We start from the raw sequence: 15,361 nt of genomic DNA on the forward strand, positions 1-15,361 counted from the left end.
GCTAAACTTTGAAATAGCTGAAAAACTGTCCAAAATTTATTCCGGCTATTGTTTTATTGATATAGCGGCCGTACAACAGCCTGTTGCCTTCTTCCAGGTGATAAGATTTAATGCCGTGAGAAATCGAAAGAAATGTTTCAATGTAGGCGGCCAATTGATCACAGGCTTTGATTATTTCACCATCAAGAGGAGAAAATTGATCTTCGTTATACTTCTGATTTATCTGATCCGAACTGACTGTTCGGCATAAATCATTTTCAATAATTTTACTTTCAAACTCATTTTCGGTAAAATACTTAAGTTCACTGTGCCAGGCTGTCGGCAGCAGGGGGAATATCCTCTCTTCAAGCTGCCTGTGCTCGATTTCTTTGATAATCTCATCAATGCCGGTAACCGATTTTTTAACCGGTGATACAATATCCTTGGTAAGCACTTCCGGCAAATCATGAAAAAGGGCTGCAAAGTAGTTATTATAGATCCGCTTCGGGCAGGCGTCCAACTCAATTGAACAGAGATAACTCATCATGGCCACGATCAACATATGTCCCATTACAGAAGTTTTTGGCACTCTCGGAGATTGAGCCCATCGTTGCTGAAACCTGAGCTGACCAACCAGATCCAGAAAATTGCTTGTTTTTTTACCCAGGGTGAGTTTTTGCACACCGGCTAAATCGAAATGCTCTTCAATTTGGTTGGCAATGGCAGCCCTGGTTTCATCCAACCCGTATAACCCTTCATTTAAACGATAAATTATCTTAAATTCCCAGTTTGTCGCAAGGTAATGAGCCGCCTTTAAGATCCTTTTCTCCAGGGTTGATTCATCTGTCTGGAGGTAATACTGTTTCATTTGTGCCAGAAGATCGACCCTCAAATCGGTAACTTTATCAACCAAAACATCTTCGATAACCCAACGGTTAAGCTGTTCTCCCTTCTCGGCCATTAACGTGTAGTAGATAGGAGGCTTAATATCGGTCAGGACAATGCGGTGTAGAAACTCATATAATCCTCCTTCTATCAGCAGACGCCAGTTGATCTCAGCTCCGTGATCCGCTTCCTCGATTTTAGCCAGCACATAGGCATAAACCATCTTATGCGCCTGTTTGTCGAGTTCCGTGAAATGCTCCGGCCTGATATGGTCGTTCCACCGTTGAATACTGGCCGCTTCAAACAGCAATTCCAGCAGTTCTTTTCTGATCAAAGGTCTCACCTCTTGTGTGCAGAATCGAGGTAAATAAAATATTTAACGGTTGATTCATTTCTTTCTGCTTATTTTTGACTCATGGCCTTTCAGCAGCCTACCGATATTCTCATGATGTCGACCGACTATCAACGCTGCCATTATCACTCCGAATAATATATAAAGCGGATCGAATCCCAGTAGCCAAAAAAGCAGTGGAGTTGAAAGAGCACCGATGATCGAGCCCAGCGAAACATAACGGGTTAAAGCAACTATAATTACAAAAAGGGCCAGAAGTATAATGGCTACCCATCCTGATAGCGCAACAACCGCTCCGACACCGGTTGCCACTGCTTTCCCACCTTTAAAGCGTAGAAAGACTGGAAAGCTATGGCCGATCATTGCCAGCAACCCAGCTGATAGATAGACAGCAGGCTGGTCGCTAACGGCTCTGGCCAATAGTACGGCAAAAAACCCTTTTGCAAAGTCGAGAAGAAATACCGGTAGCGCTGCCTTCCAGCCCATCACTCTCAGGACATTTGTTGCCCCTATATTTCCGCTCCCGTGGGCCCGGATATCGGTTTTACCGATAATTTGTGCCAGTAAATAACCAAAGGGTATTGAACCGAGTAAATAAGCAGCAATTAATATAAAAAAGATCACTTTATTCTCCCCTTCTCTGCCGTTTTCTGAATTTAATAATGATGGGGGTTCCCGTAAAATCAAAAGATTCTCGAAGTCTGTTTTCAAGATAGCGCTTGTAAGAAAAATGTATCAGATCCGGTTCATTGGCAAAGAATACAAATGTCGGCGGTTTTACTGAAGGTTGGGTGACGTAATAAAATTTCACGTTTTTCCCCTTCACTGACGGAGGTGGGTTGACGGCAACTGCATCCTGTAATAACTCATTTAGGTAAGAGGTGGAAATACGTTTATACTGTTCCTGCCATACTTTTATAATTACCGGAAACAATCTGTCCAATCTCCAGCCGGTAAGGGCTGATACAAATACAACCGGCGCATACGGCACAAAGTTAAGATAATCTTTTATCTTATCCAGATATTCGGACCTGCTGTTTTCTTCGCCACGAACCAGATCCCATTTGTTCACAACAATGATCAGACCCCTGCCTGCCTGGTCAACATAGCCGGCCAATCTTTGATCCTGTTCTGCTATCCCACTTTCGCCATCAAGCAGCAGCAGCGCCAGATCTGCTCTCTGAACTGCTTTTAATGAACGCAAAACACTGTAGTACTCCACAGCATTTTTAACTTTGCTCTTACGGCGCATCCCTGCCGTATCAATAAGTATACATGGAGTATCGTTGTAGATAAAATGAGTATCGACCGCTTCCCGGGTTGTGCCCGGAATCTGACTGACAATTACCCTATCTTCGCCTAAAATAGTGTTGATCAAGGATGATTTACCCACGTTTGGTCGACCTATTACAGCTACTTTAACTGCTTCATTTTCAGCAGCATCTTCAACACCTGGGCCTTCCGGCAGAAGGCTGCATATCCTGTCAAGAAGATCGCCCGTTCCCCGGCCATGTGCAGCGGCAATCAACTGCGGATCTCCGAAACCCAGACTGTAAAAATTATACTTCTCGGATTCAAGCTCCATGTAATCAATTTTATTGATAACAGGGATAACTGTTTTGCCGCTTCTTCGCAACAATTCAGCGACCTCTTCATCAAGTGCGGTAATCCCTTCTCTTCCATCAAGGAGGAAAATGATCAAATGAGCTTCATCAATAGCGAGGTCAACCTGACGTTTTACCTGCACGGAGATCTGATCTGTCTCACCAAAGGTAATACCGCCGGTATCTATAATAACTATCGAGCGGCCGCACCATTCAGAAATTCCGTAAAGGCGGTCTCTGGTAACCCCCGGTACTTTTTCTTCAATAGCGGTTCGGGCTGAGGTCAAACGGTTAAAAAGGGTTGATTTACCCACATTTGGTCGGCCGACTATGGCAACTACATTACCGGTCAATTAATTTTTCCTCCACTCTTCTCTCTATAAAAGTCCAGCTTACTGATATGGGATAACAGTTCCTTCGGCCCTCGTGCAGTCAGGACAGGCACTCCCAGATCAGCTTCCAATTTTTTTAATAAAACTCCATCCAGAAATTTTGACGTTTTTTCGTTAACCAGATGATTAGATATAAATACAACATCCCCCGGGTTATTTCCTTCCATGGCCTTCAGCAGATCACTTGCTGTCAAAAGACCGGCGACTGTCACTTCTTCTCCAAAATATTTATTTGTGGCGATTATCAGGCTAACCCTGATTCCCTTAAACTCAGTCAGCCAGTCGGCCATTTTTTTTAAAAGAGGACCTGCACTTTGACCGGTAATGATTGTTACTGACATTTCCCCCGTTCTTAAATCCAAATCATTTTCTGAAAGCCGGTTCAGTTCATCAAGAAATATCCTGGCCATTCCTATTCCATTTTCAAGTTGTGGAAAACCTTCATATTCCTCTTCGTCCGGAATTTCAGAACCGGCAAGCATATAGAGTTCATCAGCAGCAAAAACAAATCTGCTGTCTCTCTTTTCCAGATATTCTTTCTGGATTTTCTCTACTTGTTCAAGTAGAGTCCGGGCACTAATTCCATTAAATTTTTTTAATTTTACCAGGCCACTCCTGTGGACTGTCAGACCAACAGGAACTAAAGCAACCGACAAAATTGCCGGGCCCATTGAGTCGAGATCACTGATCGTCCTCAGCATTTCATCCCCTGTATTGAAACCGGGGCATAATACAATCTGGGAGTGAATCTGGATACCACCATCGATTAATTTTTGCAGTACATCGAGACCACGCTCCGCAAGTTTATTGCCAAACATTAACTGGCGCAGCTTGCGGTTAGTCGTATGAACTGAAACGTAAAGAGGACTCATCCTCAACCTGATTATCCGATCTACTTCCGCATCGGTGAGTCTGTTTAAAGTTATAAAATTTCCATAAAGGAATGAAAGCCTGTAATCATCATCCTTAATAAAGACCGTCGATCGTATCTCTTTCGGGTTTTGATCAACAAAACAGAAGATACATTTATTACCGCATCGTTTCATCTCCGACAGTGTAGGGGGATCAAACTGCATCCCCAAAGAGGTATCAGCTGCCTTCTGAATCTTGATCCGTTTTAGCCTTCCATCGTCTGTCAACATTAAAAGTATAAGACTTTCATCCGCTTCAAGTATTTTATAATCGATTATATCGGCTGGAACACTGCCGTCAATTCTCAGCAGACGCCACCCGACCCTGATGCCTGCTTTTTCGGCAGGTGAATTTTTCTTTACATGATCTACCAGGTAACCTTTATTTTCTTTCATTAGTGATCTCCATACTTTATGTTCATTCCACCTGTGAGCCGACTACCACGGGCAGGACGCAATAGCCTGTTACCTGGGCAAGTCCGTAATTAATGCGGTAAGCAGCTTCTGGTTTCCAGTAATAGCATTAAAAAACAGGGGCGAACCTGTTGTTCGCCCCGGGTTCGCTCAATCGACCAGATATGTGCATTTAAACCTATTCACCTTCCGGTATTTTTTCCTCTCCGGGTTCAGTTTCATTATCTTTGTCATTCTTTTTGAAATCACCCTCGTCGAAGAGATCACCGAAGACATCTCCCAGTGTAACATTCCCTTCATCCATGCCATTCCCAGATATACCTTCCATTGAAACACTAATCCCACCAGCTTCTTTAATGCTGAGACTTATCCGTTTAGATTTCGGTTTTATTTCAAGTATTTTAACCTCAACATTTTCACCTTCAGCCAATACTTCAGCCGGATTGTTTACATGGAAATCAGCAAGCTGCGATATGTGAGCCAAACCTTCCACCCCGGGCATTATTTCTATAAAAGCGCCAAAATTAACAAGTCGGGTTACTTTTCCGGTAACTATCTGACCGTTTTCGAGTTCCTCTACCGCTTTTGTCCACGGATCGGTCTGGGTATGCCTCAGTGAAAGGCTTATGCGATCTTTTTCAGGAATTATTTCAATCACTTTAACTTCTACTTCCTCACCAACCTTCAGAACTTCAGAAGGATGACCGACACGTTCCCAGGATAATTCCGAAATGTGAATCAGTCCGTCAATCCCTCCGATATCGACAAAAGCACCGAAATTGGTCAACCTCTTAATTACCCCTGATATGGTTGAACCGGCTTCCAAAGTATTGAAGATTTCTTCTTTTTTCCTGTTATTCTCTTCCTCAACAACTTTCTTCCTGCTCAGTATCAACTTGCCCTTTTCTTTATCATATTCCTGAACTTTAAACTCAATTTCCCTGTTTTGAAATTCGTTAAAATCGGGAATATAGCGTACATCAACCAGCGAGCCGGGCATAAATCCATCTATCCCGTGACCCAGGTCAATAATCAATCCGGCAGGAATAACCTGCTTAACCCTTCCGGTTATAATTTTTTCATCTGTCATTGCTGCTTCAAGCTCATTCAATCTGGAATCCCGGGCTAATCTCTTGTGCGATACCGTTATCTTCCCTTCCTGGTCATCAACATCAAGGACAGTTACTTCAATACTTTCTTCAGGCACGAACAGATCAGTAAGTGATTTATTATCTTCAAGATATACTTCCTCAGCAGGAAGTATGGCCTCAGTTTTCGATCCAATATCAACAAAAACCTCATCAGCAGTAACCCTGGCAATTTTACCGGTAACCTGTTCACCAACCTGGGCTACCCTTAGTTCACCTTCAAATTCAAAACCCTCTTCGTTGTTAACTTCCAGACTCTCGTTCTCCATTTTCTCCACGACCTCCTTAATCGTCCAGGAAGGAGTTGAAGCTCCCGCTACAACTCCAAATCTGTTGTATCCTTTCAAAAAAGAATTTTTCAACTCCCCTGCATTTGCTATTCGACATGCCGGTTTTAATTGCCGGCATTTATCATAAAGGGCTTTCGTATTCGCGCTCATTTTACTGCCAACAACTATCAGCGCCTCTACCCTTCTTGCCAGTTCTGTTACTTCTTCCTGCCTGAGCCCCGTCTCGGGACATAAAGTATTATAGACAGCCCCTTCAGGAAACTTATTCATAAAACTTTCAATTACTTTTTCAAAGAGTTCCTTGTTTCCCGTAGTCTGTGAGATTAATACTATTCCATTCTGCTTTTCAATGTTTTCGAGATCATCCGGGTGAGTTATCACCTCGGCTGTACCTCCCGACCATCCAACTATTCCAATAACTTCAGGGTGATTTCTGTTACCAAATACTATTATTTTATAGCCTTTCTTATGATAATCTTCCGCCAGCTTTTGAACTTTGCGCACACGTGGACAGGTCAGATCAATCATTCGCGGCGTGGACATCGTTTCGAGTTTTTTTAGGATTTCCGGGGTAACTCCGTGAGTTCTGATAGCGATGAAGGCGCCGTGAGCTTCTTCAGGCAGTTCAACAACATCTACTCCGTGATCGCTTAAATAACTTATAACCTCTTCGTTATGGACCAGAGGCCCCAGTGTCACACCTGCTCCATACTTTTCAGCATTATCTAACAGGAAACTAACAGCCCTGTTAACCCCGGAGCAAAAACCGGCTTTACCGGCTACAATGATTTCCAATATCAAGCCTGCCTTTCTTAAGGACCTGAAAATAATTTATTATTTATTCAGGATTTAAGGTTTTCTATATACTGCATAATTGTATTACTCATTTCTTCAAGCCTGGCTTTCTTTTCTTCCTTATTTTCATAAACCAAAGGCGGAAGGACAAATGGTTTGCCTATATGAATATGCAGCGGTTTAAATAACCTGTAAGGCCCGGGTATTGCAACTGGTAAAACAGGAACACCACTGCGCACGGCAATTAAAGCAGCTCCATTGTAGGCTTTTTGCAGTTGACCATCTTTGCTTCTGGAACCTTCCGGAAAAAGGCCGAGCACTTCACCCTCCTGTAATAATCTATAGGCTGTTTTAATTGCCGAATAGTCAGCTTCCTGGCGATTAACCGGAAAAGCGCCTACTTTTCTTAAAAGATATGCAAATATTGGGTTGCTGAAAACCTCTTTTTTGGCCATAAAGTTAACCCTGATTCTGGAAGGGATTGCCGCTCCGACTGTCATCGGATCCAACCATTTTATATGATTCGAACAGACTATATAAGGTTTACGGGTCGGTAAATTCTCTCTGCCGTGAATTCGCAGACAGTAAAATATTTTGAGATAAAGATAAAATATATTTCTCCCAAATTTGTAAAACAATATACTCACCCGTTCGCCTTATCAGGATGGATCACTGGTAATAATTCCGGTTATTTTTTCAACCACTTCTTCAAAGGAGAGGTTTGTAGTGTCAATAATTATGGCGTCATTTACAATTGTCAGCGGTGAATCTTCCCGGCTGGAATCTATTTTATCACGATTTGTAATTTCTGCGGCAACTTCCTTTTCATTCAGGTTTATACCCTTTGCCTGCTGCTCCTTCATCCGCCGCCTTGCTCGCTCTTCCACCGATGCGTCCAAATAAAACTTGTAATCGGCATCGGGCATCACTATTGAAGCAATATCTCTCCCTTCCATAATTATCCCCACCGATTCCGCAGCAATCTGCTGCTGCATTTTAACCAGCCGCCTGCGTACTTCTGATATGCAGGATACCGGGGAAACCATTTTATTAACGTTAGTATTACGAATTTCTTCCGTTACATCTTCTCCATCCAGGAATACCCTGTTATCATTATTAATCTGAACCAAAGTAGAGGCCAGCATTCGGGCAAGGGCATCAGAATCTGATATATCAACATCCTTACGGATTACTTTTAAAGTTATTGCCCTGTACATTGCCCCGGTATCCAAATACTTTATTTTAAGCCGTTTCGATATTTCTCTGGCCACCGTGCTTTTTCCGGCACCGGCCGGACCATCAATCGCTATTTTCGGTTTTCTATTTTTGGGGGGGTTCTTTATTTCCATGTTATTTCTTTACCCTTTTCTTATAATTCAATGGTTACTGTTCTATGTGTCCCGTAGATTGACTGCTTTTTTAAGATAGACATGTTTAACCTGGGCTTGGGTCAGATCAGTGTTGACCATCAGCATTACCCTGATACATGCGGGTAAGGCTCCGGGCACATTTATCTCAGAAGCACAGAAAAGGGGAACTTCACTCCAACCCATATTTCTGGCTGCTTTAGCTGGAAAGGCAGCATTAAGATCCGGGGTAGCGGAGAAAAAAACTGCAGCAATTGACTTCGAATCCAGTTTATTCTCTTCCACCATTGCCGCTAATAATTCAGCTGTAGCTTCATAAATAGCCGAAGGTTCATTAGCTTCAACGGTTGTAGCGCCTCTTATTCCACGTACATGATAAAATTCAGTCAAAACAACCATCCTTCTTTTTGCAGCATTCCTATTCTCTCATTAATTGCGGCTTTTTGCAAGCAATAGTGCCTGACTAAAGTCCTGTGAGATGTTTTAACACATTGATTTCCTGTTCAGTCAGGTGACGGTATGACCCTTCCAAAAGATTTTCAGTATTAAGACCGGCAAAACTGATCCTGGTCAACTCTATCACAGGGTGATTTATTTCCAAACACATTTTTTTTACCTGTCTCTTTCTGCCTTCGGTTAGTGCTATTTCAAGCAGTGATGTTTTAGAATCCGCGCCTACCTTGACTATATTTACTTTGGCAGGCGCCGTTTTTTCCCCTTCCAGGATTAAACCTTTCTTCATTCTACTCAGTTCTTTCGGCCGTGGCACTCCCTTGACCCAGACCCTGTATATTTTCGGTATGTTGTATTTCGGGTGAGTCAGCCTGTATGCCAGTTCACCATCATTAGTCAGCAGTAGGACACCGGTTGTATCAGCATCCAGCCTGCCAATGGGGAAAATACGCTCGTTAATATCCTCTAAAAGGGCCATTATAGTCGGCCGGCCATGTGTATCTTTAACAGTGCTGATAAATCCCGAAGGTTTATTTAAGATAATATATATTTTCTTCTCAACCAGGCTGATCTGTTTTCCGTCAACGGTAACCAGATCTTCGGGATTAACCTGCTGCTGTGGTAACCCGGCTATTACATTGTTAACCTGCACTTTTCCCTGTCTGATTAACTCTTCAGCTTTTCTGCGGGAAGTTACTCCCGCTTTGGCCAGGTATTTTGCAAGGCGCATCCTGGTTACCTCATTCTGCTTCTATTTGAGCTTCGCTCTGGATTACCGTTTCAGTTTTATGATCATTATCATCGCAGGGTTTATCTATTTCCAGCGGGGGTAGTTCATTTAGTTCTTTCAGGCCAAAATATTTCAGAAAATCTATAGTTGTACAGTATAACAAGGGTCTGCCTGGCCCTTCTTTTCGACCGCTGATCCGGATCAACCTTCTTTTCAAGAGATTTTCCAGGACATGCTCGCTTCTGACACCCCTGATCGATTCAATTTCTATTCGTGTAACCGGCTGCTTGTAAGCAATAATTGCAAGAGCTTCCAGTGCAGCATTTGAAAGGTTACTAGATACATCTTCGCTAAAAGCCTTCTCCATGTAGGGAGCCAGTTCCGGTATAGTACCTAATTGAAATCCTCCGGCTGTCTCGAATATCTGCAGTCCCCGGTTACTTGTTTTTAAATCATTTTTCAGCTCAATTATCAACTGCTCGGCTTCTTCAGCAGATACTGTTAAAATTAATGCAACCTTATCCGTTTTGATCGGTTCCTCGCTCAGAAAAAGGTATGCTTCAATTACTTTTTTCTGCTCTGATTTCTCCACCGTCTTCCTCCTCTTCGGGTTCCCCCGCTTTAAGGGTTACCAGAATTGCACCAAAAGGTTTCTCCTGTAATAGAATTACTCTTCCCTGACGGGCCATCTCCAGCAGCGATATAAAGGTTATTATAACTTCCCATAAACCATCTGTCGTGATAAATTCTTTCATCGGCAGGGGACGGTTTCTGCTTTTAAGCATATTCTGGATATAGCCTGCTTTTTCTGCGAGAATAAAATCCTCAACAGCACTGAAAGTCGGCACGTAATTATCTGTTAAGGTTCCCTGTGCAAAGCGGTGCATAATATCACTCAAATGGTATGCACCTTCCCAGATCGTATAGACAGACTCCTGCGAAGTGAAAACCATAATTTTCTGCCCACCGGTGGAACGAAGAAAAATCTTCTGCTGTTCATCTTCTTTTCTCTGAAGAATACGGGCAGCATCTTTAAAGAATTTATACTCTTCAAGTCGCTGAAACAGTTCTTCTGCGCTGTTAATCTCAAAGAGGGCTTCGTCGTCATCTTCTTCTTCAGGTCTGGTTGGACGGGGCAGCAATAATTTTGATTTAAGACGCAGTAATGTTGCCGCCATAACTAAAAATTCGCTGGCTATATCAAGATTTAACTCTTTCATCGACTGAAGGTAGGCAAGGTATTGTTCAGTGATTTCGGCAATTGAAATTGACCATATATCTACTTCTGCTTTTTTTATTAAATGAAAAAGCAGATCGAATGGCCCCTCAAATGTGGGCAGCTTAATTTTGTATTCAGCCTGCTGTAACATCCCTGGATGCCTTTCATGCCTGAATTTTTAACGCAGACCCATGCTGTTCAGCACTTCCTGATATTTATTACCTGCATGAACACGAGCACGCTCGGCGCCCCTGGCCAACATTTCGTCCAGGTAATTCTCTTCACCGGTAAGTTCTTTATACTTTTCCTGCAGCGGGCGCAACTTTTCAGCTATTACTTCAGCCAGTTCATCTTTCAGGTCTTTATAAGACTTTCCGGCAAAATAGTCTTCAATGTCCAATCTTTCCTTACCTGTCATCAATTGATATATAGTCAGCAGGTTATTAATTCCCGGTCGCTTCTCATCAAATTTAATTTCTCTCAGGGAATCGGTTGTTGCCCGTCGTATCTTTGCTCTTATCTCATCAGGAGAATCGAGAAGAAATATCGCATCCTCTTTTCTCTCTTCACTCTTACTCATTTTTTTCTCAGGATTGAAGAGACCCATTACCCTGCCTCCGACCGGAGGGATATAAACATCCGGCAGCACGAATATATCACCATAGCGATAGTTAAATCTCTGGGCGATATCCCTGCAGAGTTCAACATGCTGTTTTTGATCTTCTCCGACAGGGACGAGATGTGTATCGTACAACAATATATCGGCTGCCTGTAATATAGGGTAATCAAAGAGTCCAACGCTGACCTCTTCTTTCTGTTTTTCCGACTTCTCCTTGAATTGGGTCATTCTCTGAAGCCAGCCCATTGGAGTAATACAGTTCAACAACCAGGCCAGTTCAGCATGTTCGCTTACGTGGGATTGAATAAAGACAACCGAGTGTTCTTCATCAATTCCTGCCGCAAAAAGCAACCCGGCAACTTCCCGGATATTAGCGCGTAAAACTTCCGGATCCTGAGGAACAGTAATCGTATGCAGGTCGACAACACAGTAAAAATTATCATACTCTTCCTGCAGGCTGACCCAGTTTCTGATAGCGCCGAGATAATTACCAAGATGCAGGCTTCCTGTAGCCTGTATCCCGGAGAATATTCTTTTTTTTGCCATAAGATTAACCTAAGCCTCCCGTTATTATCTTCACTATCCTCTCCCGATCACCTTAAACATTTCAAATTCCCGGAATCAAGCGGATAATTGCAGAGAATATATTAAATACCAGGTTGTAGGCGGGCTCAATTATCAACCAAAGAACCCGGAACAGGATCAGTCCAATTAAAATTAATGGTGCATATCTCTCCAACTGGTAGTAATAATTCAGATATGAATCCGGAAGAACCGACATCAGTATTTTTGATCCGTCAAGCGGTGGGATCGGTATAAGGTTGAAAATTCCGAGTAAAATATTAAGCTGCATTAAAACTACAATGAACTGTAAAAATAAACCGCCGGTCAAACCGGCATTAATCAGGATATGCAATATAAGCATGCTGATAAACCCGAGCGTGAAATTCACCATGGGACCGGCAAAAGATACCCAGCGAAGCCCTTTTCTGTAATGATTAAAATTGTACGGATTAATCGGTACCGGCTTTGCCCATCCAAACCCAACCAAGAGAATCATTATCGTTCCCACCGGGTCGAGATGGTTAATGGGATTAAGGTTCATTCTGCCCTGCCTGGCTGCAGTCCTGTCGCCAAAATGATAAGCCATCCTGGCGTGGGCAAATTCATGGAATGTGATCGCTATGAGTAAAGCCGGAATACGCAGTGCTATGACTATGGGGTCCAGTCCTAACAATTCCCCTACCCCCTTTCTATATATCAACAACTTTTTTATTATAGCAGACCGCGGGGTATAATCCAAACTCTGACTGGCTGATAATATCTCTCAGGTCAACTGATCCGGGCTAAATACGCCCAGCGCAACCAGCCGCTCCTTAACTACGGCCGGATCAGGTTCATTATTTATCAAGTGCAGTTCTTTTTTCAGACGTTTGAGGCTAACATTATTAATCAAGCGATTTTGAACAGCAGCAGTCAGCAGTTCATAAGTCTCGCTTTCCATTTTAAATGAATATCGCTGTTCAAAACGGACAGCCCTGATGATTCTGAGCGGGTCATCGGTAAAGCTATTCCTGTGCAAAACTCGAATTCTCTTTTTTGTTAAATCCTGCTGACCCTTATAGTAATCAATGACATGTCCGTAATTTTCCGGATCCAGCGAACAGGCCAGAGCGTTTATCGAAAAATCGCGCCTGCCCAGGTCTTCTTTCAAATTTGAAGGTTCGATTTGCGGAAGTGAACCTGAATAAGGATAATACTCTTTACGGGCGGTCACCAGGTCAATTTTATGTCCTCCTCCGAAATCGATAGTCACCGTTTTAAATTTTTTGTACCGGACCACTTTCCCTCCAAGAATGCCGGTTATTAAATCAGCCAGGACCAGGGCATTTCCGGTAGTTACAAGATCAATATCCTGATCAACAGGAAATCCGAGCAATAAATCTCTGACTACACCCCCTACTAAAAATAAATCAGCATCATAGTCTGCGGCTATCTCGGATATATTTCCAAGCAGTTTCAGAATGTCCGGAGAAAGCTTTTCAATTATCTTTTCCCTAAGATTCGTCATGGTATCCTTTTCCGGCAAGATCAGGATTAGATTTATTAATTGATCGTAATATCAGGGAATAAAAGAAACTCCAGGTCCCGGGTTTGTCAGATCAAGCCAGTCAGCAGCTGATGCGGCAAGATCTGCGTACGTTTTTCGTATTCCCAGATTTTTATTTAGCTGAATTTCTCTATTCCAGGCCAAAAGAGGAACATATTCGCGGGTATGATCTGTAGTCGGAAAGGTGGGATCACACCCGTGATCAGCCGTAATAAATAATAAGTCATCCTTTCCCAGCATTTTCAAGATTATTTCAAGGTGCCGGTCAAACTTTTCCAGGGCAAGGGCAAATCCTTTGCTGTCATTACGGTGGCCATACAAGGTATCGAAATCGCCAAATGTAGTCCAGATAAGTCCACTTTCCACATTTTCAAGGAGGTAGATCAGCTCTTCAGCCAGGGCATCGTTATCCCCTCCGGGTCTTGTGATCGTCATGCCGCGGTGGGCAAATATATCGGCAACTTTTCCGACCACAGCTACAGGATACCCTCTCTCCATGGCTGTATCAAGCAGTGTTTTACCCGGAGGTGAAAGTGAGTAATCATGCCTGCCGGCAGTCCTCTTAAATGAACCGGGTTCTCCGACAAATGGACGGGCAATAACCCTGCCGACCGCATTTTTTCCGGTCAGGAGAGACCTGGCAATTTCTGACCAGTGATATAGAGTTTCCAAGGGAACTATTTTCTCATGCGCCGCGATCTGGAAAACACTATCGGCTGAAGTATATATTATCGGGAAACCGGTTTTAATATGCTTTTCACCCAGTCGCTCAATTATCTCGGTTCCTGAAGCAGCGATATTCCCGAGCACACCCCGGCCGATCTCTTTTGAAAAGCGATCAATTAGTTCCCGAGGGAAACCGTCGGGAAAAACAGGAAAGCTGCTTTCCATGACAATACCGGAGATCTCCCAGTGGCCGCTTGTAGTATCTTTTCCTGGTGAAAGAGGCGCCATCAGACCGTAAAAGACGGGAGAAAATTTTGATATCCTCTTTACAGAAGATAATTTCAGGGCTTCCCCCAAACCGAGGCTATAAAGATTTTTCAGGTCCAGCGGTCCATGTTTTCTGATCACATTACGCAGAGTATCTGAACCTAGATCACCATAGTCATCTGCATCAGGTAAGGCACCCGCACCTGCGCCATCCAGGACAATAATAATTGCTCTCTTCCGGAGTTGGTCAGGCTCGGGGGTGGGTTTTGTCATATACTTCCCGTATCTTCTTTCTGGTTATCTGGGTATATATCTGGGTAGTGGAAATGTCAGAGTGGCCCAACATTTCCTGGACAGATCTGAGGTCTGCGCCATTTTCCAAAAGGTGTGTGGCAAAAGAATGGCGCAGTGTGTGGGGTGTAATTTCACCGTTAATGTTCGATTTCCGTGCATATTTCTTAAGAATTTTCCAAAAACCCTGCCTCGTCATCCTCTTGCCGTGCTGGTTTACAAAGAGGGAAATTTCTCCATTATTTTTCAGCAGTTTTGACCTGGCTCCCTTAATATATTCATTGACAGAATTAATAGCTACAGATCCTATAGGCACAATTCGTTCTTTCATGCCTTTACCACGGCATCGCAGGTAACCGACTTTTGGATCAAAGTCAGTTAGATTCAACGAGACTAATTCAGAAACACGAATACCGGAAGCATAAAGCAGTTCCAACATAGCCTTATCCCGTAAGCCGTTATTTTTTCCGGCAATCGGTTGGCTCAGCAGATCATCAACTTCTTTTGTAGTAAGTACGCGGGGTAGTTTTTTTTCTATACGCGGTGTTTCCAGCTCCAATGCCGGATTACTTTCGATCATTCCCTCGTTAAGTAAAAAAGTGAAAAATGAACGAATAGAAGCAATACAGCGCGAAATTGAAGAAGTAGCGTGGCCATTTTTCTTCAATTCGATGATAAACATGTTTAAATCTGACCGGCTTATATCTACCGGTTTAGTCTTTTCATGTTTATGCATGAAAGTAATAAATTTCTTGAGATCACGCCGGTACGACTCCAGGGTATTTTGTGAAAGTCCTTTTTCGACTGCCAAGTAGTTACTGTAATGTCCTAACTGCGTTTGCATACCTTAAATTTCCTCACTAAACTAA

General features: G+C 43.0%; 16 protein-coding genes. All 16 read right to left on the reverse strand.

Translation table 11 applies throughout. The features are described from left to right. Position 1: 1 nt before the first annotated feature. The 16 genes from SCJ97_08855 to xerD all read right to left on the reverse strand — a co-directional run bounded on the left by SCJ97_08855 (position 2) and on the right by xerD (position 15,336). Positions 2-1,198, reverse strand: coding sequence for an HD domain-containing protein (locus SCJ97_08855; protein MDW7740146.1), 1,197 nt, complete (start codon positions 1,196-1,198; stop codon positions 2-4). A 54-nt stretch (positions 1,199-1,252) separates the two neighbouring features. Next, positions 1,253-1,840, reverse strand: coding sequence for a glycerol-3-phosphate 1-O-acyltransferase PlsY (gene plsY / locus SCJ97_08860; protein ID MDW7740147.1), 588 nt, complete (start codon positions 1,838-1,840; stop codon positions 1,253-1,255). A gap of 1 nt (position 1,841) precedes the next feature. Further along, positions 1,842-3,173 carry a ribosome biogenesis GTPase Der gene (der, locus tag SCJ97_08865; GenBank protein MDW7740148.1) on the reverse strand — a complete coding sequence of 444 codons (1,332 nt, stop codon included), beginning with the start codon at positions 3,171-3,173 and terminating at the stop codon, positions 1,842-1,844. Further along, the gene (locus SCJ97_08870; GenBank protein MDW7740149.1) at positions 3,170-4,519 is read right to left on the reverse strand and encodes a DUF512 domain-containing protein; all 1,350 of its coding nucleotides are present in this window, start codon (positions 4,517-4,519) and stop codon (positions 3,170-3,172) included. Before SCJ97_08870 ends, der begins: the two co-directional genes overlap by 4 nt. A gap of 196 nt (positions 4,520-4,715) precedes the next feature. After that, positions 4,716-6,770, reverse strand: a complete 2,055-nt coding sequence (locus SCJ97_08875) for a bifunctional 4-hydroxy-3-methylbut-2-enyl diphosphate reductase/30S ribosomal protein S1 (protein MDW7740150.1) — start codon at positions 6,768-6,770, stop codon at positions 4,716-4,718. 47 nt (positions 6,771-6,817) lie between these two features. Further along, positions 6,818-7,417, reverse strand: a complete 600-nt coding sequence (locus tag SCJ97_08880) for a lysophospholipid acyltransferase family protein (protein ID MDW7740151.1) — start codon at positions 7,415-7,417, stop codon at positions 6,818-6,820. A gap of 12 nt (positions 7,418-7,429) precedes the next feature. Then, positions 7,430-8,119: a (d)CMP kinase gene (gene cmk / locus SCJ97_08885; protein MDW7740152.1), complete on the reverse strand. Its 690-nt coding sequence runs from the start codon at positions 8,117-8,119 to the stop codon at positions 7,430-7,432. A 42-nt stretch (positions 8,120-8,161) separates the two neighbouring features. Further along, positions 8,162-8,536, reverse strand: a complete 375-nt coding sequence (aroH, locus tag SCJ97_08890; GenBank protein ID MDW7740153.1) for a chorismate mutase — start codon at positions 8,534-8,536, stop codon at positions 8,162-8,164. 64 nt (positions 8,537-8,600) lie between these two features. Next, on the reverse strand, positions 8,601-9,320 hold the full coding sequence (locus tag SCJ97_08895) for a pseudouridine synthase (protein MDW7740154.1): 720 nt from the start codon (positions 9,318-9,320) through the stop codon (positions 8,601-8,603). A gap of 10 nt (positions 9,321-9,330) precedes the next feature. Continuing rightward, the gene (gene scpB, locus SCJ97_08900; GenBank protein ID MDW7740155.1) at positions 9,331-9,912 is read right to left on the reverse strand and encodes an SMC-Scp complex subunit ScpB; all 582 of its coding nucleotides are present in this window, start codon (positions 9,910-9,912) and stop codon (positions 9,331-9,333) included. Continuing rightward, positions 9,881-10,690 (reverse strand): segregation/condensation protein A, encoded by an 810-nt coding sequence (locus SCJ97_08905; GenBank protein MDW7740156.1) that lies wholly within the window; start codon positions 10,688-10,690, stop codon positions 9,881-9,883. The genes scpB and SCJ97_08905 overlap by 32 nt, the downstream gene beginning before the upstream one ends. Before the next feature lie 27 nt (positions 10,691-10,717). After that, a complete protein-coding gene (gene trpS, locus SCJ97_08910; protein MDW7740157.1) occupies positions 10,718-11,704 on the reverse strand; it encodes a tryptophan--tRNA ligase in 987 nt (328 codons plus the stop codon). Between the two features lie 61 nt (positions 11,705-11,765). Beyond that, complete coding sequence (locus SCJ97_08915; protein ID MDW7740158.1) at positions 11,766-12,395, reverse strand: site-2 protease family protein; 630 nt, start codon at positions 12,393-12,395, stop codon at positions 11,766-11,768. A gap of 90 nt (positions 12,396-12,485) precedes the next feature. Further along, positions 12,486-13,229 (reverse strand): hypothetical protein, encoded by a 744-nt coding sequence (locus SCJ97_08920; protein MDW7740159.1) that lies wholly within the window; start codon positions 13,227-13,229, stop codon positions 12,486-12,488. A gap of 51 nt (positions 13,230-13,280) precedes the next feature. Then, positions 13,281-14,474 carry a phosphopentomutase gene (locus SCJ97_08925; protein MDW7740160.1) on the reverse strand — a complete coding sequence of 398 codons (1,194 nt, stop codon included), beginning with the start codon at positions 14,472-14,474 and terminating at the stop codon, positions 13,281-13,283. Further along, complete coding sequence (xerD, locus tag SCJ97_08930) at positions 14,449-15,336, reverse strand: site-specific tyrosine recombinase XerD (protein ID MDW7740161.1); 888 nt, start codon at positions 15,334-15,336, stop codon at positions 14,449-14,451. The genes SCJ97_08925 and xerD overlap by 26 nt, the downstream gene beginning before the upstream one ends. Positions 15,337-15,361 lie beyond the last annotated feature (25 nt).

Source organism: Bacillota bacterium (assembly GCA_033549065.1).
Lineage (GTDB): Bacteria > Bacillota > Dethiobacteria > DTU022 > DTU022 > JAWSUE01.